The 21,163-nt window shown below is 68.7% G+C and carries 20 protein-coding genes; 9 read left to right on the top strand and 11 right to left on the bottom strand.

All coding sequences use genetic code 11. The features are described from left to right. Positions 1-38 precede the first annotated feature (38 nt). The gene (locus tag ASF08_RS17695) at positions 39-1,082 is read left to right on the top strand and encodes an LLM class flavin-dependent oxidoreductase (protein ID WP_056147819.1); all 1,044 of its coding nucleotides are present in this window, start codon (positions 39-41) and stop codon (positions 1,080-1,082) included. 120 nt (positions 1,083-1,202) lie between these two features. Next, positions 1,203-1,760, top strand: a complete 558-nt coding sequence (locus tag ASF08_RS17690) for a TetR/AcrR family transcriptional regulator (protein WP_056147816.1) — start codon at positions 1,203-1,205, stop codon at positions 1,758-1,760. Between the two features lie 12 nt (positions 1,761-1,772). Here the strand turns inward: ASF08_RS17690 and ASF08_RS17685 are convergent, their stop codons facing one another. Next, positions 1,773-2,936, bottom strand: a complete 1,164-nt coding sequence (locus ASF08_RS17685; RefSeq protein ID WP_056147813.1) for a dimethylmenaquinone methyltransferase — start codon at positions 2,934-2,936, stop codon at positions 1,773-1,775. A 482-nt stretch (positions 2,937-3,418) separates the two neighbouring features. Between ASF08_RS17685 and ASF08_RS25900 the strand changes: the two genes are divergently transcribed. Then, entirely contained in the window at positions 3,419-3,709 is a 291-nt protein-coding gene (locus ASF08_RS25900; RefSeq protein ID WP_056147811.1) for a NepR family anti-sigma factor, read from the top strand. Next, on the top strand, positions 3,709-4,284 hold the full coding sequence (locus tag ASF08_RS17675) for a sigma-70 family RNA polymerase sigma factor (RefSeq protein ID WP_056147808.1): 576 nt from the start codon (positions 3,709-3,711) through the stop codon (positions 4,282-4,284). The genes ASF08_RS25900 and ASF08_RS17675 overlap by 1 nt, the downstream gene beginning before the upstream one ends. Before the next feature lie 54 nt (positions 4,285-4,338). On the opposite strand, the gene ASF08_RS17670 is transcribed toward ASF08_RS17675, so the two are convergent. The 3 genes from ASF08_RS17670 to argH all read right to left on the bottom strand — a co-directional run bounded on the left by ASF08_RS17670 (position 4,339) and on the right by argH (position 7,028). Next, positions 4,339-5,004, bottom strand: coding sequence for an invasion associated locus b family protein (locus ASF08_RS17670; RefSeq protein WP_082473258.1), 666 nt, complete (start codon positions 5,002-5,004; stop codon positions 4,339-4,341). 186 nt (positions 5,005-5,190) lie between these two features. Continuing rightward, positions 5,191-5,532: a hypothetical protein gene (locus ASF08_RS17665; RefSeq protein ID WP_244474568.1), complete on the bottom strand. Its 342-nt coding sequence runs from the start codon at positions 5,530-5,532 to the stop codon at positions 5,191-5,193. A gap of 98 nt (positions 5,533-5,630) precedes the next feature. Further along, positions 5,631-7,028: an argininosuccinate lyase gene (gene argH, locus ASF08_RS17660; RefSeq protein WP_056147803.1), complete on the bottom strand. Its 1,398-nt coding sequence runs from the start codon at positions 7,026-7,028 to the stop codon at positions 5,631-5,633. 54 nt (positions 7,029-7,082) lie between these two features. Here argH and tlpA point away from each other — a divergent pair, with 54 nt between their 5' ends. From tlpA to ASF08_RS17640, 4 genes are all read left to right on the top strand, one after another. After that, positions 7,083-7,730, top strand: coding sequence for a thiol:disulfide interchange protein TlpA (gene tlpA, locus ASF08_RS17655; RefSeq protein WP_056147954.1), 648 nt, complete (start codon positions 7,083-7,085; stop codon positions 7,728-7,730). A 228-nt stretch (positions 7,731-7,958) separates the two neighbouring features. Continuing rightward, positions 7,959-9,647 carry a methyl-accepting chemotaxis protein gene (locus ASF08_RS17650; RefSeq protein ID WP_056147802.1) on the top strand — a complete coding sequence of 563 codons (1,689 nt, stop codon included), beginning with the start codon at positions 7,959-7,961 and terminating at the stop codon, positions 9,645-9,647. A gap of 121 nt (positions 9,648-9,768) precedes the next feature. Continuing rightward, positions 9,769-10,935 carry a YncE family protein gene (locus tag ASF08_RS17645; RefSeq protein ID WP_056147798.1) on the top strand — a complete coding sequence of 389 codons (1,167 nt, stop codon included), beginning with the start codon at positions 9,769-9,771 and terminating at the stop codon, positions 10,933-10,935. 169 nt (positions 10,936-11,104) lie between these two features. Further along, entirely contained in the window at positions 11,105-11,302 is a 198-nt protein-coding gene (locus tag ASF08_RS17640; protein ID WP_056147794.1) for a hypothetical protein, read from the top strand. 11 nt (positions 11,303-11,313) lie between these two features. Here ASF08_RS17640 and murJ read toward each other — a convergent pair whose 3' ends face one another. Together murJ and ASF08_RS17630 are read right to left on the bottom strand one after the other, a co-directional pair. Further along, positions 11,314-12,843: a murein biosynthesis integral membrane protein MurJ gene (gene murJ, locus ASF08_RS17635; protein WP_056147791.1), complete on the bottom strand. Its 1,530-nt coding sequence runs from the start codon at positions 12,841-12,843 to the stop codon at positions 11,314-11,316. Between the two features lie 259 nt (positions 12,844-13,102). After that, entirely contained in the window at positions 13,103-13,702 is a 600-nt protein-coding gene (locus ASF08_RS17630; protein WP_018041792.1) for a superoxide dismutase, read from the bottom strand. A 238-nt stretch (positions 13,703-13,940) separates the two neighbouring features. On the opposite strand from ASF08_RS17630, the gene ASF08_RS17625 reads away from it, so the two are divergent. Further along, positions 13,941-14,912 carry a hypothetical protein gene (locus ASF08_RS17625; RefSeq protein ID WP_056147788.1) on the top strand — a complete coding sequence of 324 codons (972 nt, stop codon included), beginning with the start codon at positions 13,941-13,943 and terminating at the stop codon, positions 14,910-14,912. A gap of 8 nt (positions 14,913-14,920) precedes the next feature. Here the strand turns inward: ASF08_RS17625 and ASF08_RS17620 are convergent, their stop codons facing one another. From ASF08_RS17620 to ASF08_RS17600, 5 genes are all read right to left on the bottom strand, one after another. Beyond that, complete coding sequence (locus ASF08_RS17620) at positions 14,921-16,681, bottom strand: sensor histidine kinase (protein WP_056147786.1); 1,761 nt, start codon at positions 16,679-16,681, stop codon at positions 14,921-14,923. Between the two features lie 151 nt (positions 16,682-16,832). Further along, positions 16,833-17,570 (bottom strand): tRNA (guanosine(46)-N7)-methyltransferase TrmB, encoded by a 738-nt coding sequence (gene trmB / locus ASF08_RS17615; protein WP_187273453.1) that lies wholly within the window; start codon positions 17,568-17,570, stop codon positions 16,833-16,835. Between the two features lie 3 nt (positions 17,571-17,573). Beyond that, positions 17,574-18,752, bottom strand: a complete 1,179-nt coding sequence (gene metK / locus ASF08_RS17610) for a methionine adenosyltransferase (protein WP_018041796.1) — start codon at positions 18,750-18,752, stop codon at positions 17,574-17,576. Positions 18,753-18,891: 139 nt separating this feature from the next. Next, entirely contained in the window at positions 18,892-19,314 is a 423-nt protein-coding gene (locus ASF08_RS17605; RefSeq protein WP_056147783.1) for a helix-turn-helix domain-containing protein, read from the bottom strand. A 595-nt stretch (positions 19,315-19,909) separates the two neighbouring features. Further along, complete coding sequence (locus tag ASF08_RS17600; RefSeq protein WP_056147781.1) at positions 19,910-21,094, bottom strand: GNAT family N-acetyltransferase; 1,185 nt, start codon at positions 21,092-21,094, stop codon at positions 19,910-19,912. Between the last annotated feature and the right edge of the window lie 69 nt (positions 21,095-21,163).

Below are 21,163 nucleotides of genomic sequence, written 5' to 3'. Positions count from 1 at the left end.
TGTACGATTCCGCCCGTCGAGCGGGTGAGGCGAGGCCCATGAGTGACGCACCCCGTTTCGGGATCTGGGCGGCCGTCCACGGCTCGCGCGCGTCCCACCACGATCCGGACGAGCCGGACGATGCCAGCTGGACGCGCAACCGGGCTCTGGTGCTGGAAGCCGAGGCACTGGGCTTCGACTCGGTCCTGGTGGCCCAGCACACGGCGAACCCTTACGACGACGAGCGCGACCAGCTGGAAGCCTGGACGGCCTCCGCTGCGCTCGCCGCCCTGACCCGTCGCATCGAGATCATCGCGGCGATCAAGCCCGGGCTCTACCATCCGGTCGTGCTCGCCAAGATGGCCCTGCAGATCGAGCATGTGAGCGAGGGTCGCTTCGCCCTCAACCTCGTGAATGCCTGGAACAAGGCCGAGTTCGAGCGGGCGGGCCTGCCCTTCCCGCCCCATGACGACCGCTACGCCTATGGCCAGGAATGGATCGGCCTCGTGGACCGCCTGATGCGGGGCGAGCGCGTGACCCACGCAGGCCGGCATTTCCAGGTCGAGGATTACCAGTTGCGCCCGGCCGGCACCTTCCGGCCTAGGCCGACGATCTATCTCGGCGGTGAATCCGAGCCGGCCCGCGCCCTGGCGGCGGAGCGGGCGGATGTCTGGTTCATCAACGGACAGCCTCTCGACGTCGTCAAAGCGCTGATCGCGGACGTGGCGCGCCGGCCCGCCGCCAACGCGCCCCTGCGCTACGGCCTCTCCGCCTTCGTGATCGCCCGGGAGACGGATGCCGAGGCGCAGGCCGAGCATGCCCGGCTCCTCGCCCTGGCCCGGCGCGACGAGGGGTTGCGGAATGCCACGAGAGCCCGGACCGACGCCGCGAGCGTGATGTTCGCCAAGACCGACGCGGCAGCGACCCAGCATGTCGGCACCAATGGCGGCACGGCGGCCGGGCTCGTGGGCAGCTACGAGACCGTCGCCGCGCGCATCCGCGCCTTTCATGACGCCGGCATCGACCTGTTCATGCTGCAGTTCCAGCCGTTCGAGGCCGAGATGCGGCGCTTTGCGAAGGAGATCCTGCCGCGCGTGCGGTGAGCCCGTGGGACGGCGGATGAGGTGCGACTTTCATCCTCCGCCCCGGGGCTGCATCGTGATGTCCCTTTTGCATGAGGCCGAACATCTATATGTCGGAGGGTCAAGCAGGAGGATCTGACGATGCCGAAGGTGTCACAGGCGCAGGCCAAGCTGAACCGGCAACGGGTCGTCGAGGTCGCCGCCGCCCTGTTCCGCGAGCGTGGGCTGCACGGCGTCGGCGTCGCCGACATCATGGCCTCGGCGGGCCTGACGCATGGCGGCTTCTACGGCCAATTCGCCAGCAAGGAGGCGCTGGCGGTCGAGGCGTTCGACCTGGCCGCCAATCAGAACTGGCGCCCCGACGATCTCGACGGATGGATGGCGAGTTACCTGACCCTCGGTCACGTTCGAAATCCGGGCGTCGGCTGTCCGCTGGCGGCCATGGTCAACGACGTGTCGCGCGAGGCGCCCGGTTCTCCGTTGCGGGCGCGGTTCCTCCACGGTGCCCGCGACCTGATCGAGCGCATGACGGGCCTCCTTCCCGCGGCCCTGGCGAAACGGCGGCGGCAGCGGGCCCTGGCGAGCCTGTCGCTCATGATCGGAGCCGTCGCCCTGGCCCGCGCCATCGACGACGACGCGCTCAGCGAGGAGGTGCTGGCGGCGGCCCGCGGCGTCCTCACCACGGGCAAGGTCGGCTGAAGAGGCGCGGGCTCAGCCCTTCCAGGCCTTGAGCGCCGCGAAGGGGCTGGAGGCCGGATCGGGCTGGGGCGGGTTGAGCACCGGCTCCACCTGGGAGACGGCATCGGCCAGGGAGAAGGCCGATCCGGCATTCAGCTTGCCGCCGGCCGCATCCTTGTGGCCGCCGCCACGGAACTTGCGCGCGCCGTCCAGCGCCGTTTCGTTGTTCGAGCGGAACGACAGCGAACCCGTGCGCTGGACATTGACCACGCGGGTCGCCCTGCCGCCCTCCATCACGAGGTCGGACACGCGCTGGAACATGCCGGAATCGAGGCCGAAGGAGAGCAGCGTCCCATCCGAGAGCCGCTGGAACAGGGCATCCGACCGGGCCAGCGCCCGGGCCATCCGCATGCGGGTGGTGAGGGTCGGGTCGTCCTGGGGCTCGTCGGCCAGGAGCGCATCCACGAGGCGACGCCGGGTCGCGGCGATCTCGGCCTCGACGCGGGCCGGCGATGCCCCTTCGCGCAACAGGGCGGAGACCGCCCGCAGCAGCGCGCTGATGAAGCGGTCATGCCAGGGATGGCCCACCGGGATCAGCGTCGCGACGTTGTCCCAGAAGATCTCGTCCAGGGCGAGGCCGCCCCGGAAGGTCGGGCGCTCCTTCTTCCACAGGTCGAGGGCATCGACGGCGGCGACAAGCGTCTCGAGTTCCTCGGTCGTCTCGCCCTCGACGTCGCGCGAGGCGTAGAGTTCCCGATGCTCGTAGGCGAGGCGGGTGGCGCAGCGGTCCTCGTCGATGAGGACGACCACGTTCGGGTCGGGGAGTTCGACCCGCGTCAGGCCGGGTCTTTCCGGCACGGGCGCAAGGGTGAGGCCCTGCTCGCGCAGCTGGTCGAGGGAGGAGGCATGGTGGTCGAGCACGATCAGCCGGTGCCGCGCGGCCTCGTCGCGACGCAGGTTCATGGAAGTGAACCGGGTGATGAAGGTGACGGCGACGGCCTCCAGGCCGAGATCCGTCATGATCAGGCATTCGGGCGCCTGGGCGCGGGAGAGCCGCTTCAGTTCCGCATCGACCACCGGGCCGACATCGGCATAGCGCGGGATATGGACGATCCGCGACACGTCGAGGAAGGCACCGACGATGGTCGAGGCTCCGTAGCCGTCGAGGTCGTGGTGGGTCAGCTGGGTGACGGTCAAGGTTCGTCCTCGTGGCTCGGGTCTTCCGCTCGCCTTATGGGGCAGACGGACGGCCTCGGCGAGCCATACCACCGGGGATCGGGTGAAATTCCCCGGCGGCGGCGCGTTACGCCGCGCGACGCGGCCTCTCCGGTTCCTGCTGCGTGAGCGAGTGTTTGGCATGGCAAGCGGCTGGAGCATGCGTCCGCAGACGTCGCGGGTTTTTGCGCTCACGCTTCGAGACAACACGATCGACCCAGCTTTTCTCCTCACGGTACACGCAGGAGTCACCGTCTTCGTTCAGCCCCTGTCCAGCTTCGCAAATATAATGTCACTCAACGGCTCAGCTTGTCGGTGCATGACATTTCAAAGAAACTTCTATTGACGATGTGATTCCGAGGGGAGACGTTGCTTGTGCAAGCTTAAAGGTTTCTGAATACATTTTTCAGAACGCGTTAAAGCGCTCGTCACTAGGACCGACACCGACATAACGGTGGAGAACCATGACGATCGACGCCAGCGATATCCACGGCCCTTTCGAGGTGCTGGACGCGGGGAAGCGGGCCTCCGGCTCCCACGCCACCGGCGGCGAAGCGTCGTCTTCCGAAGCGGCGGCCTTGGCCTGCCCCGCCGCGGCCGGAGCGCGAGCCGGCATGGATACGGAATCCCGGCGCCGGATCGGACGAAATCTCCGCCTTCTCTACGGCGACGTCCTGAATCTGCCGCTGCCCGACCGGTTCGAGGCCCTCCTCACCGAACTCTCGGCCAAGCCTGCTTCGCGGGAGACCTCATGATGACCAGCCTCCTTCATCCCGTCGGAACGCCCGCCGGCGCCGATTCCGAGATGCGCGATCTCCTGCTCGGCGCGATCCCGGCCCTCAGGGCCTTCGCCTATTCGCTGACCTACGATCTCGACCGCAGCGACGACCTGGTTCAGGACACGCTGGTGCGCGCCTGGACCAAGGCGGACAGCTTCGCTCGCGGCACGAACCTGACGGCGTGGCTGTTCACCATCCTGCGCAACCTGTTCTATTCCGAGCAGCGCAAGCGCAAGCGCGAGGTCGAGGATGCCGACGGTGCCCATGCCGGCCGACTGACCAGCCTGCCCGAGCAGGAGATCCGGGTGGAGATGCGGGAGTTCCAGGCCGCCCTCGACCTGCTGCCCCTGAGCCAGCGCGAGGCCCTCGTCCTCGTGGGCGCGCAGAGCTTCACCTACGAGGAGGCCGCCGAGATCTGCGGCGTCGCCGTGGGCACGATGAAGAGCCGCGTGAGCCGCGCCCGTGGCCGGCTGATCGAGACTTTGGGCATGAACGGCACCGAGGATATCGGGGCCGACGCGCTCACGCGGGCGGCGCTGGGCGGCGCCTGACGCCGCCGCGCCGGCCTCCTGGGACGGCGGCTCGGCGTATCGCGGAAGGGGCCCTTACTTGCACTCCTCGCGGGCGCGCTTCATCGCGTCACCGAATCCCGCCAGCGCGTATTCGTCGCTGGTGGAGGTGCCGCGCATGGACACCGTCTTAACCTGGACCTTGGCCAGTTTGGCCATCTCGCCGACGAGGCGGGCTTCCTCGGACGGGTTCTGCAGCCAGGCGTTCTCGTCCTTCACCACCAAGCCGTACTGCGAGGTGCCGAGGCTCAGGGTCGGATCGGAGGCTGAGGTGGCGTTGGCCTTTGCCTGGCTGGCGGCGGGCTTGGGCGGGAAGCCGAACATCACCGCGACCTCGTTCTGGACGTTGTCACCCTTGCGGATGGTCACGAACAGGTAGGCGGTGTCGCGCTTGAGGGTCTTCGGCGAGCGGGCCTGGGGCTGGGCGATGGCGTAGCAGGTGCGCGACTTGCCCTGGCCGTTGGCAAAGACGTTCCAGTCGCCGAAGATGGCCACCGGCGTCGCCTGCTGCATGCCCGGCGCGCTGACCGCCTTCTTCCTCTCCCGCCCGCGTCCCCGGGATTTCGCCGGGGCCTCGGTCTCGGCGGCGGCCTCCTGCTGCGCCATGGCCGGCGACGGACCGGTGAGATGGGCTGGGCCGAGGATCGGCAGGACAGCCGCCGTGGCGCTGACGACGAGGAGGCGGCGGAGAGGATGCGGCATCGTGTTCAGGTTCTCGAATACGAAAGAAAGGCCGCCGGCAGCGCGCGCGGCGGACCTGCGTCATCGGCGGCGTTCGTCGTGGTGTCGACACATGCTGCCAAATTGTCCGGAATTGCGGCGGGACGGCATCCCGTCGGACCGGATCGAGCATCGGGTTCGCGCAAGAGCCCCGCAGTCCCGGAGGATTCAGGCCGGGTGTGCCTCCGGTCCGAAGGTCGATCCCGCGAGGATGGCACCCATCGCCATCTCCACCCGAGGCGGCTCGGCGACCGCCACGCCGACCGTCGTCAGATCGGCGATGGAGCCCGCCAGATGCGGTGCGGTGGCCGTCGCTTCCATCACGTCGCGGACGGGCAGGGCGCGGGGCTTCGGGTCGTTGTAGGGCGTGTTGTAGCATTTGCGGATCGATGCCCAGAAGGCAGAGCTGTCCGCCTCGGGCAGGCGGGCCAGAACGGCATCGATCAGCGTGGTGGCTTCCGCCGCGAGGGCGGCGGTGTCTTCGGGATTCATCCAACTCTCGACGGGCATCGACATCTCCGGCGTGCTTGGTCCGAGCTTTAGGCAGGATCACATAGCTCGACCGTGAACGCATCCGCTCCGGCCGAGCTTTTTTGTCGCCCTGTGAATCACGCTGTCGCGGCTGGCGCGTCGAGGAGCGCCAGCCAGCGTGTGGCCTGCGCCCTCACGTTGTCCGGCGCGGTGCCGCCATAGCTGGTGCGGCTGGTGACGGAATTCTCCACGCCCAGCACCGCATAGACCGCATCGGTGATCCTGGGCTCCGCTTCCTGCATCTCGGAGAGGGACAGTTCCTCCAGCCCGATCCCCTTGGCGGAGGCGGCGCCGACGAGGCGGCCCGTGACGTGGTGCGCCTCGCGGAACGGCAGGCCGAGCTCGCGCACGAGCCAGTCGGCGAGGTCCGTGGCGGTGGCGTAGCCGGAGCCGGCGGCGCGGGCGAGCACCTCGGCATTGGGCTCCAGATCGCGGACCATGCCGGTCATGGCGGCCAGACACAGGGAGAGCGCCTGGAGCGCGTCGAACGTGCCCTCCTTGTCCTCCTGCATGTCCTTCGAATAGGCCAGCGGCAGGCCCTTCATCACGATGAGCAGGCTGGTCAGCGCGCCGATGACGCGGCCGGACTTGGCGCGAACGAGCTCGGCCGCATCCGGGTTGCGCTTCTGCGGCATGATCGACGAGCCGGTGGTGTAGCCGTCCGACAGTTTCACGAAGTTGAACTGGGCCGAGGTCCAGACCACCAGTTCCTCGGCGAAGCGCGACAGGTGCACGGCGCAGATCGAGGCGGCGGAGAGCGACTCCAGGGCGAAGTCGCGGTCGGCCACGGAATCGAGGGAGTTGGCGGTGGGCCGGTCGAACCCGAGCGCCGCCGCCGTGGCGTGACGGTCGATGGGGAAGGACGTGCCGGCCAGCGCCGCGGCCCCGAGCGGACATTCGTTGAGCCGCGCGCGGGCATCGCGGAACCGGCCACGGTCGCGGGCCAGCATCTCCACATAGGCGAGGCAATGGTGCCCGAACGTCACGGGCTGGGCCGATTGCAGATGGGTGAAGCCCGGCATCACGGTCGACGCATGGGCAAGGGCCTTCTCGGCCAGGGCCCGCTGCAGGCCGGCGGCCTGCTCGTCGAGGCTGTCCAGGGTGTCGCGCACCCAGAGCTTCATGTCGGTGGCGACCTGGTCGTTGCGCGAGCGGGCCGTATGCAGGCGCCCGGCGGTGGGGCCGACGATCTCGGTGAGACGGCTCTCGACGGACATGTGGATGTCCTCGAGCTCACGCTTGAACACGAAGCCGCCGCCCTCGATTTCCGCGCGCACGGCCTTGAGACCGTCCTCGATCGCTGCCACATCGGCCGATGGCAGGATGCCCGCCTTGCCCAGCATCGCCACATGCGCCAGCGAGCCGCGGATATCCTGGGGTGCGAGGCGCTTGTCGAATCCGATGGAGGCGTTGATCTCCTCCATGATCTCGGCGGGGCCGCTCGCGAAGCGCCCGCCCCACATCCGGTTGCTCATGTCGACACTGTTCCTCTCGGCCGCCCCATCCACCCGTCGGGCGACGCAACGATGATGCCCGGAGCCAAGGCGACCCTGGCTGCGGGAGCCGTCGTCGCCGTCCTGATCGCGGGCGGTCTCGCCGTATACGGGACGCGTCCGACCGGCGGCAACAGCGAGGCGGTGGCCGAGCCGTGCCGCGGCGCCGTCGAGACGATCGCGCGCCTCGCGCCCCACGCCCGTGGCGAGGTGGCGGCCATGGAGGTCTCCAAGATTCCGCGCCCCGCGCCGGACCTCGTGTTCAAGGGGCCGGACGGTGCCGACCGGAGCCTCGCCCAGCTACAGGGGCGGCTCGCGCTGGTGAACCTGTGGGCGACCTGGTGCGCGCCCTGCAAGGCCGAGATGCCGGCCCTCGACCGGCTCGAGCAGACGCTGGGGGGGACGGACTTCACCGTCGCGGCGATCAATGTGGACACCCGCAATCTCGAGAAGCCGCCGCAATGGCTGAAGGAGAATGGGATCACGAACCTCGCCTACTATGCCGATCCCGGCGGGCGGGTGCTGCCGGCCATGCAGAAGGCGACAGGTTCGCTCGGCCTGCCCACGACGATGCTCGTGGACGCCAAGGGCTGTATCCTCGGCGTGATGAAGGGACCGGCCGATTGGGGCAGCGAGGATGCCAAGCGGCTGATCCGAGGGGCGCTCGGCCGCGCGCCGGATTGAATCCAAGCCGAGGTGAGACCGGACCTCGCGCTTGATCATGGCGGCGGCCGATGCTCGCTCTTATCAGTGTTCGCGCCATTCAGCCTCGGTTGTGTTCAGTCTAGGGATGGGCGCGACACGACTTTGTGTTTGCCGCTCAGGGCGTGGCAAGTGACGGTCTGCGACGTTACGGGATCTTAAGACGATCGGTGTTCCATCCGAAATTCGGATTTCGAGGTCGCCGCTTCCATGTTTCCTAAGTCTTTCTCTGTTCGAGCAAAGCTCGTCGTCAGCTTCGGAATCATGTTCTTGTTGTCAGCTGCACTTGCAGGGGCATCGCTGTATTTCCTTCGGGCGGTCAATGACATCGCGCGGGAAATGCGGGACGATCACCTGCCGAACACCGAGATGCTCGGCAGGATCCAGGTTCTCGCCCTGCGGCAGCGGGTGAGTGGCGGGCGCCTGATCAACGCGGATACGCCGGAGTTGCGCGCCAGCGCCGCCGCCACGATCAAATTGCGGGCCGATGAGATGCGCGACGTCCAGGCCGCCTACACGCCTCGCCTGGACACGGCCGAGGAGAAGGCACTGTACAAGGCGTTCGAGACCCAATGGGTCGCCTATCTGGCGTTGCAGGACGGCATCGTCATGGAGGCGCAGGCCGGGAATCTCGCCCAGGCCCAGCGCACTTACAACACGACCATGTCGACGGGGATCAGTGCGGTGCTGACCGAGCTTCAGAAGCTCGTCACCTACGAAGCACGCGTGGCGCGCGAAAGCGGCGCCCAAGCGCAGGCGACCTATGACGGTGCCGTGATCGCGACCATGGTCCTCGTCGCCATCGCCGCGCTCATGGCTTCAGGCGCCGCCATCATGCTGGCACTCACCGTGAGCCGCCCCTTGCGCCGGATGACCTCGGCGATGGAGCTTCTGGCTGGGGGAGACACGGATATCGACGTCCCCGGCGTCGATCGCATGGACGAAGTGGGCGCCATGGCGAAATCCGTCGTGGTGTTCAGGGACAACATCATCCGCACTCGTGCCCTGGAGGCGGAGACCGAAGCCGCGCGCGCCGGCTCCGAGGCCCAGCGCAGGGCGGTCATGCTCGACATGGCCGATCGGTTCGAGGCCGCCGTCGGCGGCATCGCCACTCAGGTCAGCGCCGCCGCCACGGAGTTGCAGGCCACGGCGGGCAGCATGAGCGCCACCGCTACGATGACCGCCCGACGCTCCGGCAATGCCGCGGCCGCTGCGGACACCGCCGCCGCCAACGTCACCACGGTGGCCTCTGCCGCCGAGGAGCTCGGCTCGTCGGTCCAGGAGATCGGCCGCCAGATGCAAGGCTCGGCCAGCCTGTCCCAGCGTGCCGTCATAGAGGCGGCCGAGACCGCCGCGCTCGTTCGCGATCTCAGCGAGTCCACCGCCCGCATCGGCGATGTGGTGTCCCTGATCTCGACGATCGCGGGCCAGACCAACCTGCTGGCGCTGAATGCCACCATCGAGGCTGCGCGAGCGGGCGAGGCGGGGAGGGGCTTTGCCGTGGTCGCCTCCGAAGTGAAGGCACTGGCGAGCCAGACCGCCAAGGCGACCGAGGAGATCACCGGCCAGATCGCGCGCGTCCAGGCTTCCACCGGCATGGCGGTCTCGGCGATTGCCGGCATCACCCAGCGCATCCGTGAGATCGACGACGTGTCCGCTTCCATCGCCGCGGCCGTGGAGGAGCAGGGCGCGGCGACTCAGGAGATCGTCCGCAACGTCACCGAAGCCTCGGCCGGGACCAGGGAGGTCAACCACAACGTCAGTGCCGTGGCCTCGGCCGCCGAGGAGACGGGGGCCGCCTCGGCCCAGGTTCTCGCCTCGGCCTCGGAATTGTCACTGCAGTTCAACCAACTCGATGCCGCGATGTCGCAGTTCCTCTCCACGGTCCGGGCCGCATGACAGCGGGCGCCTGATCCGCCGTAAACCTTTCCGGTCCTGGATCATTATGCCTTCGTCGCATCGGGATCGGCAGGTGCGATGGCACGGCGGCTCTCGTCCGCGACGGCTGGGAGTGAGAACGATGCGCCTCGTGGGAATCTTGATGGCGGGGCTCCTCGGCCTCGCGCCCGCCTGCGCCGTCGAGGCGCCGGCCTATCTCCTCGTCGGGCTCGACGGAAAGACCTTCTTCCTGCCCGAGGGCGGCCGGAACGGCCCCAACGGCCGCGATGCGCTGGCCATCGTCGATGTGAGCGACGAGGCCCGCCCCCGCCTCGCTCATGTCCTGCCCCTCGACAATTCCGTCTACGGGCCGCCCACCAACCTGCAGATCACCCCGGACGGACGGCTCGGGCTGGTGGCGAGTTCGGTGCTCATGCGGCAGGAGGGCGAGGCCTGGTACGCGCAGGCGGACGACCGGCTCCACGTGATCGACCTCCTCGCGGACCCGCCGCGTCTGGTGGAGACCATCCGCGTCGGGCGCCAGCCCTCGGGCCTCGCCATCGCGCGGACAGGCGATGTCGCCCTCGTGGCCAACCGCGAGGGCCGCAGCGTCACAATCCTGTCGATCGCGGGGACGAGCGTGCGCGCCGTGTCCACCGTGGATGTCGGCGACGAGGCGGCGGCTTTGGCCATCGCCCCGGACGGGCGCCGCGCGTTCGTGGCCAAGAACAAGGCCGCCAAGGTGGGTGTCCTCGCCCTCGACGGCGCCAAAGCCACCTACGATCCCGCCCTCGACCTTCCCGTCGGCCCCGGCATCTATGGCCTCGAGGTCACGCCCGACGGGCGTTTGGCACTCGCCGCCAATACCGGCCCCGAGCCCAGCGACGGGCACGCCGACAGCGTCAGCGTGATCCGGGCCGATGCGCCGCGCCCGGTGGTGACCGATCACCTCGGCATCGGCGATACGCCCGAGACCCTGGCGATCTCGCCCGATGGCCGGCACGCGGCGGTGGCCGTGGTGCGCGGATCGAGCGCTCCGGCGAGCGGCCCCGGCTACATCCCGACCGGGGCGGTGGCGCTGCTCACCATCGATCCGTCGCGGCTCGTCCGCCGCACGGGAGAGGCCGAAGCCGGAAGCGTGACACAGGGCATCGCCTTCAGTCCCTCGGGCACGCATGTCTATGTCGGCAATTACGTGGACCGGACCATCGGCGTCTACCGCGTCGAGGGAGACGCGGTGCGCGATACGGGGTTCAGGCTGAGCCTGCCCGGCCAGCCGGCCTCGATGCGGGGGCGAGCCGGACAGTAACGCCGAGGCTGCCGCGACCGGATTACCTTTGACTGCCCGACCCGATCCGGAAAGCCGCTCGGTCCGACGAGACTACTTCCTGTATCGCCAGCAATTTAATTCTGGAACCTGCGCCATTTATCGCCGGTTTTTCGCGTTCCATACCGAAAGAGGCGCGCAAGCCCGAAACATGGGCCAGCCCGAGGCTCGGGCCGCCGTCACCGGAACGGGGGGCGGACCGGAAACCACCGTCACGGCGCCTCATACGTCGACCACGGGCCAGACCGTTCCGCCGGGTGCGGCCGGCGCCCCATCGGAGCCGAACGAGCGGACCGACCGGCAGAAGCGGCTGGACCGCGTCCTGAACGGGATCTGCCAGGGCCGCTGATCCCGAGAGGATCAGGCCCGGCGCAGGCGCAGGCCGAAGGCCCGCAGGGTTCCGAGCAGCAGGGTGCCGTAGACGAGGGCGCCGACGAGCCCGAGAAGCCCAAGCACCACGATCTCGCGGAAATGCGGCAGAGCCGGCACCGACCGTTCCACGATCGGGAGGCCGTAGATCGCCGTGGCGGCGAGGGCGGCGCAGGCGACGACCACGCCGATGATCGTGATGCCGAGGCCCCGGCTCGGCGCTGTCCATCCCCGGCGCCAGGCGAGCCCCACGAGGAGTGCGAGGTTGAGCCATTGGCCGATGGCGGTGGCCAGCGCCAGGCCGGTCACGCCGTAAGGCCCGGTGAGCACGATCTTGAGCGCGACGTTGAGGGCGATGGAGGCGAGCGAAGCGATGAGCGGCGTCATCGTGTCCTGGCGTGCGTAGAAGCTCGCCACCGCGCTGCGCACCAGCACCACGGCGGGGAGCGCGAGGCCGTAGGCGGCGAGCACGGAAGCCGCCCGCGCGGCATCCTCGGCCTGGAAGGCTCCGCGCTGGAACAGGGCCGTCATCATCAGGCCCGGCAGGGTGAGGAAGGCGATGGTGAAGGGGGCCGACAGGGCGAGCGAGAAGCCCGCCGCCCGGTTCTGCGCCGCATGCGCGCCAGCGACGTCGCCCTTGGCGATCCGCCGGCTCATCTCCGGAAGCAGCACCGTCCCCGCCGCGATGGCGATGACGCCGAAGGGCAATTGGTACAGCCGGTCGGCGTAGTAGAGGGCCGAGACCGCGCCGGTGGGCAGGAAACTCGCGATGATCGTGTCGGCGAAGGAGGCGATCTGAAATCCGGCCGAGCCGATCACCGCTGGTCCGAGGACCTTGAAGAACCGCGTCATCGCCGGATCGCGCAGGCTCGGCTTGCCCATCCCCGGCGCGATGTCCGCGCGCCGGCAGGCGAGCCAGACGAGGCCGAACTGCAAGATGCCGGATACCGAGACGCCCCAGGCGGCGGCGTAGGCGGCGTTCGGGAAGAATCCCGCCAGGGCCAGGGCCGCCAGCATCGAGAGGTTGAGGAGGACCGGTGCGCCCGCCGCCACGGCGAAACGCCGATGGGCATTGAGGATGCCCGACAGCAGCGTCACCAGGGTCATGAACAGGAGATAGGGGAAGGTGATCCGCGTCAGCGAAACGGCCAGATCGAAGCGGAGGGGATCGTCCGAGAAACCCGGTGCCAGCGCGCGCACCACCCACGGCATCGCCGGCAGGGCGACGGCCAGGAGAACGATCTGCGTGAGCAGCATCAGGGTGAAGATGCGGGTGGCGAAACGCTTGGCCGCGCCGTCCTCGCCGGTCTCGGAGAGGCCGGCATAGGCCGGGACGAAAGCGGTGTTGAACGCCCCCTCGCCGAAGATGGCGCGGAAATGGTTCGGCAGCCGGAAGGCGACCACGAAGGCGTCTGCCACCGGACCGGCACCGAGCACGGCCGCCATCACCACGTCGCGGGCAAAGCCGGTGACGCGGGACACCAGCGTCCAGCCGCCGACGGAGAGGATGCTGCGGATCATGCGAATCGACCGGAGAGAGGGAAACGGAACGCCTCGTCGATGCGCGTTCTTCCCTCCCCCTTGTGGGGAGGGAGCGAGGGTGGGGTTGGTTCCGCCGGGCTCCGCAGCGGGTCGCACAGCCACCCCCACCTCCAACTCCTCCCCACAAGGGGGAGGAGTGCCGCGCTTCGACTGCCTCGTCAGGCTCGATGGATGCGGGCAGTTCCGTAAGACAACGCCGCGGGCCGGAAGACCCGCGGCGCGACCGTGAGAGCGGAGCTTACTTGGACGCTTCGCCGTAGAGCTTCTCGACGTATTCCCAGTTCACCAGGTTCTCGATGAACGCCTTGAGGTAGTCGGGGCGGCGGTTGCGGTAGTCGATATAGTAGGAGTGCTCCCACACGTCGACGCCGAGGATCGGCTTGGCGCCATGCACCAGCGGGTTCTCGCCGTTGGGGGTCTTGAGGATCGCGAGCTTGCCGTCCTTGACCGCGAGCCACGCCCAGCCCGAGCCGAACTGGCTGACGCCAGCCTGGATGAAGTCCGCCTTGAACTTGTCGAAGCCGCCGAGATCCTCATCGATCTTCGCGGCCAGGGCCGCCGGGGCCGCGCCGCCGCCATTGGGCTTCATCCAGTTCCAGAAGTGGAGGTGGTTGAAGTGCTGGCCGGCATTGTTGAACAGCGGCTGGTTGGTGCCGTAGGACGCCGTGACGATCTCCTCGACGGTCTTGCCTTCGAGACCCGTGCCTTCGAGCAGCTTGTTGCCGGTATCGACATAGGCCTTGTGGTGCTTGTCGTGGTGGAACTCGAGGGTCTCCTTCGACATGTAGGGGCCGAGCGCGTCGTAGGCGTAGGGCAGTTCGGGCAGGGTGAAGGTCATCGGCAGGTCTCCCGGGTCTGGTGGCACAGGATGGCGGGTCTCGCTCCGAGGGATGCGAGGGTCGCGCCGTCATCCGGCCAACGCGCTCGTACCTAAGTCGCTCCTCCGCCAAGGGCAACGGGCGTCCGGTATCGAACGGTGAACGGGGATTTCCTTGCCGATCGATTTTGCAAAACCCGGGCCGGGCCTTACTGTGCGCGCCGCACTTCCTACGTGCAGGCGTCATCTAGAGAGTTCCATGATCCTCGCGCTGTTCGCGCTCGCCGTCGTCATGATCGTCGGCGGCATTGCCTCCGTCGTCCAGGGCTTTCCCTATGTCAGGCTGGAAAGCGGATGGACGATGACCATCGCGGGGGCCGCCACGGCCTCGTCCGGCGCGCTCCTCCTCGGCCTTGCCGTGGTCGCCACCTACCTGAAGCGCCTGGAGCGGGTCCTGTTGGAGCAGGGGGCCGGGCTCGGCGTCGATCCTTCGGTGTTCGAGGCACGGGGCCGGATCGAGCCGCCGGAGCTCGGCGCGGCCGATGGGGCGGAGGAGGCGGTTTCCCCCGGGCGGCAGCGCCCGAGCGCGGTGGGGCTCGCCGAGCCGAGGCTCCCGTCGCCGCCCCGTTTCGCCGACGAGGCCGCGCCCGCATTGCCCCTCGGCAGTGACCCGGCATCGCCCCTCCTGCCGGATCTCCTGCCCGATCCGCCGCCGCCGCCCGTCGAGGACGCCCGGCAGAGCCCGATCCGCGCGGTCGAGCCCGATTCTGAAGCGGCACCGGCGCGCCGGATCAAGCCGAACAAGCCGCCGCGGGCGGTCAAGCCGACGGCCATGGTCGATACGGTCATTCCGGCACCGGAGCCCGCGCCCATTGTCGCGGACGCCCCCCCGGCGCCAGTCGCGGTGCCTCCATCGCCGCCCCGCGAGGCCGATCGGGAGGAGCCCCTGGGCCTGCGATCGTCCGTCGTGGATGAGCCGGAGACTGCGCCGGAGCCCGTGCCCGCCCCGCCGCCGCCGCCCGAGGAAGCCGATCCAGCCGCGAGCCCCGCCAAGGGCGGTCTTGCGGTGGTGGGCACTTATGCCTCCGGTGGCAACACGTACGTGATGTACTCGAACGGCTCCATCGAGGCGGATACGCCGCGCGGCCAGTTCACCTTCGATTCTCTCGACGAGCTCAAGGCCTTCGTCGAGGCGGGCGGCGAAGAGGGGGCCGCCCGCGGCGCGGCGTGACGCTCCCGTCAGGCCAGCGGGTTCAGCCCCTCGGTCCGGGCGGGCAGCGGCGCCGTCATGGTCAGGCGAAACCCTTCGGGCGGATAGCTCGTGGCGATGTCGGCACGGACCTGGGCCGTGAGCACGCGCTGCAGCAGGCGTGAGCCGAAACCCTGGCGGGTCGGCGGTCGCACCGGGGGCCCATCGGATTCCGACCATTCGAGATGCAGCGTCTTGCCGTCCGCATCCTCCGTGACGTTCCAGGTGATGGTGACCCGTCCCTCCTGCGTCGAGAGCGCGCCGTGTTTCGCCGCGTTGGTGGTCAGTTCGTGGATCGCCATGCCGATCGGGACCGCGATCTCGGAGGCGAGGTCCACCGGTGGCCCGTCGAGGACGATCCGCCTCGCGCCCGGACCGTCCGAGGCACCGTCGCCATAGGGTCTGAGCTCGTTCTCCAGGAGGTTGCGCAGGGAGGCGGTCTGCCAGGTATCCTCGGTGAGGACCGAATGGGTATGGGCGAGCGACATGATCCGCCCGACGAAAGCCTCGTAGAAACTCTCGATGCTCGACGCCGTGCGGGCGGTGGAGCCGACGATGGCCTGGACGGTCGCCAGAGTGTTCTTCACCCGGTGGTGCAATTCGCGGATCAGCAGGGCCTGCCGCTCTTCGGCGATCCTGCGTTCGGTCACGTCGGCGACGACGCCGATGAGCCTGCGGGGGAGGCGGTCGGGGGCGTCGCTCTCGAAACGCCCGGCCATGTCGATGATGCGCCACGCGCCGTCATGCGCGCGTTGGATGCGGCCGCTGGCCTGAAGGGTGGAATCCTCGCGCAGAGCCGTCGAGATCGCCCGGCGGAACGCGGGGCGGTCGTCGGGATGGAGGACGGTACTCAGGAATTCGCGCTTGCCGAGTGCCCCCTCCTCGGGGCGACGCCCGAAGATCGCGAACATGCGCTCGTTCTCCCAGACGGCCTGATCGTCCAGCATGTGCCATTCGAAGATGCCGAGTTCGGCCAGCGACGTGGCGATGCGCAGGCGCTCCTCGCTCTCGCGGAGGGCGTCGCGCGCGCCCACCCGCGTCGTCACGTCCTGCAGCACGCCCACCACGATTCCGGACCGGTCGCCCACGGCACCGATCGCCTGCCCCCTGGCACTGACCCGGATCTCGATGTCGTCGCCCGCGCGTCGCAGGCGGGCCTCGATGGCGAAGGGGGTGCCGGCGCGCATCGCCGCACGGGCGGTCGCCTTCACCCTCTCCACCTCGGGTGCCTCCATCAGGCCAGCGACCTGCGGCCAGGTCAGTGACGTACCGGGAGGGAAGCCGAGGATATGGGCCGCCCGCCGCGACACTCTGAGGAGCCCGTCCGCGAGATCGATCCGCCATTCTCCGAGCCCGGCGGCGGTGAGGGCGGCGCGGTTCTCCTCCGAGCGCACGATGTCGTCGGCGTCGACCCGTTCCACTACGAAGGTTCGAAGGTGGCCCTCATCCGTGGCCGCCGAAGGTCGGATGCGGACGTCCAGGGGCGTGCCGCTCGTGGTGGTCCAGCGCCGGATGCCGGCGGAGAGCAAGTCGGGATCGTCTCCGAACACGGTGACGGGTTGGCCCGGTAGGCTTCCGGCTTCGTATCCGAGCAGGGTCGTCAGGAACCGGTTGGCATCGTAGATGCGATTCGTGGCGGGATCGACGATCACCAGGCCGATCCCGGCCTCGTCGAAGCCGCGCCGATAGGGGTCGGCCGGGGAGCGCGCATCCCCTGGCACTGGCGATCCTCGATCAGATCCGCTGCCCACTCCGCACCCTCACTCGGCGGCGCCCCGGACTCGTATGGGGCATCATCGCTCGATCCGGTAACCCCGGATGCTCGTTGCCTCGGCATCTGAGGTCGCAACGCTCTGCGCCGCAAGGGCTTACGACGAAAAAGCAGTGCTGGACCGCACCCGCTCAGCCGAGGCGGCGGAACTCCAGGTAGGTCGGACCACGGCCGGCCGCGATCGCCTTGGCCTCGTAGCGGGTACCCGGCCATTCCGGGAAGGGTCGCGTCCAATCGGCCGCCGCTTCGGCGGTCCAGTCGAGGGCGTCGCACCGGGCCGCCCGCACCAGGGTCCAGCCCGCATAATCGTCGATGTCGCTGGCAAAGCGGAAGACGCCGCCGGGCTTCAGGACCCGGGCGATCTCGGCCAGTGTCTCGTCCGAGACGAACCGCCGCTTGCGCTGGCGGCGCTTGGGCCAGGGATCGGGATAGAGCAGGTAGACGCGGGCGAGGCTCGCATCCGGAATGGCGGCGAGGAGCTGCGTGGCGTCCTCGTCCCAGATCCGGACATTGGCGAGGTCGCCGTCATCCACGGCCCGCAGCAGCTTGACGACGCCGTTGACGAAAGGCTCGGCGCCGATGATGCCGACCTGCGGGTGGCGCGTAGCCTGGGCGGCCAGATGCTCGCCGCCGCCGAACCCGATCTCGAGCCAGACCTCGTCCACCGGATGCGGGAAAAGCGCGGGCAGGTCGAGCCGTGCACCTTCCGCCGGCAGGGCTACGCGCAGGCGCGGCAGCAGATCGGCCAGACGTTGCTCCTGTCCGGCCCGCAGGCGCTTGCCCTTGCGCCGGCCGTAGAAGGCGCGGTCCGCGCCCTCGATTGCCGTCCCGCCCTCGTCGGGCGGGAGTTCATCCCGCCCGTACGCCACGGGTCAGGACAGGGCCGACTTGAGCTTGTCGGCGAGGTCGGTGCGCTCCCACGAGAAGCCGCCGTCATCCTCGGGCTTGCGGCCGAAATGGCCGTAGGCGGAGGTGCGGGCGTAGATCGGCTTGTTCAGGCCGAGGGCGAGGCGGATGCCGCGGGGAGAGAGGTCGAGGGCATCCATCAGCACGGTCTCGAGCTTGGCCTCGTCGACGGTCCCGGTGCCGTGCAGGTCCACGTAGATCGAGAGCGGCTTGGCGACGCCGATGGCGTAGGCGAGCTGGATCGTGGCGCGGGTGGCGAGGCCGGCGGCAACCACGTTCTTGGCGAGGTAGCGCGCGGCGTAGGCCGCCGAACGGTCGACCTTGGTCGGATCCTTGCCCGAGAAGGCGCCGCCGCCATGCGGTGCCGCGCCGCCATAGGTGTCGACGATGATCTTGCGGCCGGTGAGGCCGGCATCCCCGTCCGGGCCGCCGATGACGAACTTGCCGGTGGGATTGACGTGCCAGACGGTCTCCTCGCCGACCCAGCCCTGGGGCAGGGCCGCCAGGATGTAGGGCTCGACGATGGCGCGCACGTCGGCGGAATCGAGGGTTTCGTCGATGTGCTGGGTGGACAGCACGATCTGGGTGACGCCGACCGGACGGCCGTTCTCGTAGCGGACGGTGACCTGGCTCTTGGCATCGGGGCCGAGCTTGGCCGCATCGCCCTGCTTGCCCTTGCGGGCGTCGGCCAGATCCTTGAGGATCTTGTGGGCGTAGTAGATCGGCGCCGGCATCAGCTCGGGCGTCTCGTCCGAGGCGTAGCCGAACATGATGCCCTGGTCGCCGGCACCCTCGTCCTTGTTGCCGGACGAATCCACGCCCTGCGCGATATCGGCGGACTGGGCGTGGAGGTGGATGGCGATGTCGTTGTTCTTCCAGTGGAAGCCCGACTGCTCGTAGCCGATGTCCTTCACCGCTTCACGGGTGAGGTGCTCCAGATGCTCGAAGGTCACGGAATCCGGGCCGCGCACCTCGCCCGCGATGACGATGCGGTTGGTGGTGGCCAGGGTCTCGACCCCGAGGCGAGCTTCCGGCATCGCAGAAATATAGGCATCCACGATGGTGTCCGAGATCCGGTCGCAGACCTTGTCCGGATGGCCTTCGGAGACCGACTCGCTGGTGAACAGGTAGTTGGAACGCGGCATCTGAGGCCCCCCGGTTTCGGGTTCGCCTCGGCAGCGTTCGACCCGGTCTTCGGAACGGAGAGCTTCTGGCACTCCCTCCTCAGGCGGTCAAGATGACAAACCGAACGTATCCGCTAAAACGAACGAATCATACTGTAGATCAGCCGTTCAGCTTCTCGTCGAGGGCATGGATGGCGGCGGCGAATTCGCGGCGGTTGGCGTCCGAGAAATGCTCCGTCACGTGCTTGGCCACGACATCGACAAGGCCGCTCCAGGGGGCCTGTGCTCCATCCCGGGGTACGAAGGCCTGCTGGGGTGCCTCGCTCAGTCCACGGGGCGGGGCGTCGTCGCTACGGTTCATGCCATCGAAGAAGTAATCGATCGGCATGCCGGTCATGCGGCTTAGAATCTCGAGATGGATCGCGCTGATGCGGTTGATGCCCTTCTCGTACTTCTGGAGTTGTGCCGCAGACATGCCGAAGCTCTGGGCGACACGTTTCTGGGTCAGGGCCGATTTCTTCCTTTGCTCGGCGATGCGCATGCCGACATGGACATCGCGTGCATCGGTCTTTTGCCCAGCCATGTCAGATCCCGTCCAGTCTCATGAGCTTTGCCGCGCACCTTGCCCTCGGGCGGATCCTCGACGCTCATGCTTCTTATGGTCGCTGTTTCTTCCACGTTCCCTTGTTCAACCCAACCCGAAAAAGACGGCACGGCCGCACTATTCCACGCCCTTGCCCGGCATTCAGCCGGGAGACGGGCGATCGGTCGAGGATGGGGTGATGGTGGCGTCCCCGGCAGGTCTCGAACCTGCGACCCCAGGTTTCATCCCACTTCGGCTTCCGCCGCCGCCCCTTGCCGGAGCGTTCGTGGTCTGGACTATCCCTTCGCCATGGATCGATCAGGAATAACCCTTCGCGATCTTTAGGCGCCGCCCGTCTAGTCTCTACACCTTCCCCGGATGGCTCCGGGGCTTGGCTCGGGATCGGCCGGACCAGCAAGCGTGCGGGCCGTGGGCGTTCCCCGAATTTGAGCGGATCCGCCGCGTGGTTTCCCCTCGCGACGCCCAATTGAAGTTTAGGAAACCTGTGCTCTGTCCAGCTGAGCTACGGAGACTCACCAAGCGTTTCCCTAGCATCATCGGACGGGGAGGCCAACCGGCGCTTGGAGCGGCAGTTTCAGGCCACCTTGCGCCGCAGCCACCGGCGCGCCTTCTGCGCGCGGGCGAACCATTCCGGATGGCTGCGCAGCCAGACCTTCGAGGCCTCGGCTCCCGCGATCGCGTGTTTCACCAGGCGGCCGCGCAGGGTCACGACCTCGTAGAGCTCGCTCAGGTCACGGGTCTGGACGCCGAAATCGGATTTGTAGGGCATCACGCCGACGGTGAAATCGAAATAGCCGAGTCCCTCGGCGCGGGCCCAGCGCAGGGTTTCGGCGACGATGTGGAGGCCCGGCGAGGTGTTGCGCCAGGCCTCTCCCGCCATGGTCAGCAGGATGCCATGGAAGGTCCCGCCATGGACGAGGCCGTAGGCGCAGGCGATCCATTCCCCATCGACCGCCAGTCCGAACAGGCGGACCGGTCCGCCGACGAGGCCCCGATGGGCGCCCTCACGGTAGAACGCCTCCACATCGGGCCGCGAGAGCAGGTTGAACCGGCCGATCTCGGCGAAGCGCGAGCGGCGCTGCTCCACCAGCGCATCGAAGATCCGGTCGATCTCCTCGGCGCTTCGCGCCTCCACGAAGGTGACGGTGCCCGCCCGCTCCAGTCGCCGGCGCAGCTTGGCCATGTCCTTCAGGGTGCTGGGACGGCACAGGCGCGCGAGCAGCGTCTCGGCGTCGCCCTCGATGGCGACGCCCGAGGCCTGCATGTCCATCCGGCTGCAGCCGGGCAGGGTGGCGAAGGGATTCGGCCGGCCGGTCACGTCGTCGGGAATCCGGCTGATCTGGATCAGGTCGGCCCTGGGGAGCACGTCGCGGATCGCCCTCCAGGCCTGGGCCATCTCGTCGGCGGAGAGGTCGATGCCGGGGGCGAGGATCGGTGCCGCATAGTCGCAGACGCCGAGATCGAGCCAGGTGATCGTCCGGTAGCCGCGAAGGCGCAGACGTGCCAGCGGCACCAGCATGACCGAACGCCCGTTGGCGTCGGTCACCTCGACGATGACCGGCTCGGCCTTGGAGGCGGTGCCCAGGCGCTCGACGACGGCCGTCGCCCAGTCGAGGCGCTGATAGGCCGTGGCGGTGCCATCGGATTCGAGCCTGCTCCAGAGATGGGCGACCGTCGCCATCGTCGTGTGGAGGCGCGCCTGGTAACCGCCGAGGGAGGTGGGGCGCGTCGGTGCGGGGACGTCTTGGATCACGCTCATGACTGGGATGTCCTGGCTGTCGCAGCGCGGCGAGACACACCCGCGCGCGCATCCGACGTGTCGGGATGG

Origin of the sequence: Methylobacterium sp. Leaf85 (assembly GCF_001422125.1) — a bacterium.
Classification (GTDB): Bacteria; Pseudomonadota; Alphaproteobacteria; order Rhizobiales; family Beijerinckiaceae; genus Methylobacterium; species Methylobacterium bullatum.
This window is presented reverse-complemented; position numbering and strand designations above follow the sequence as displayed.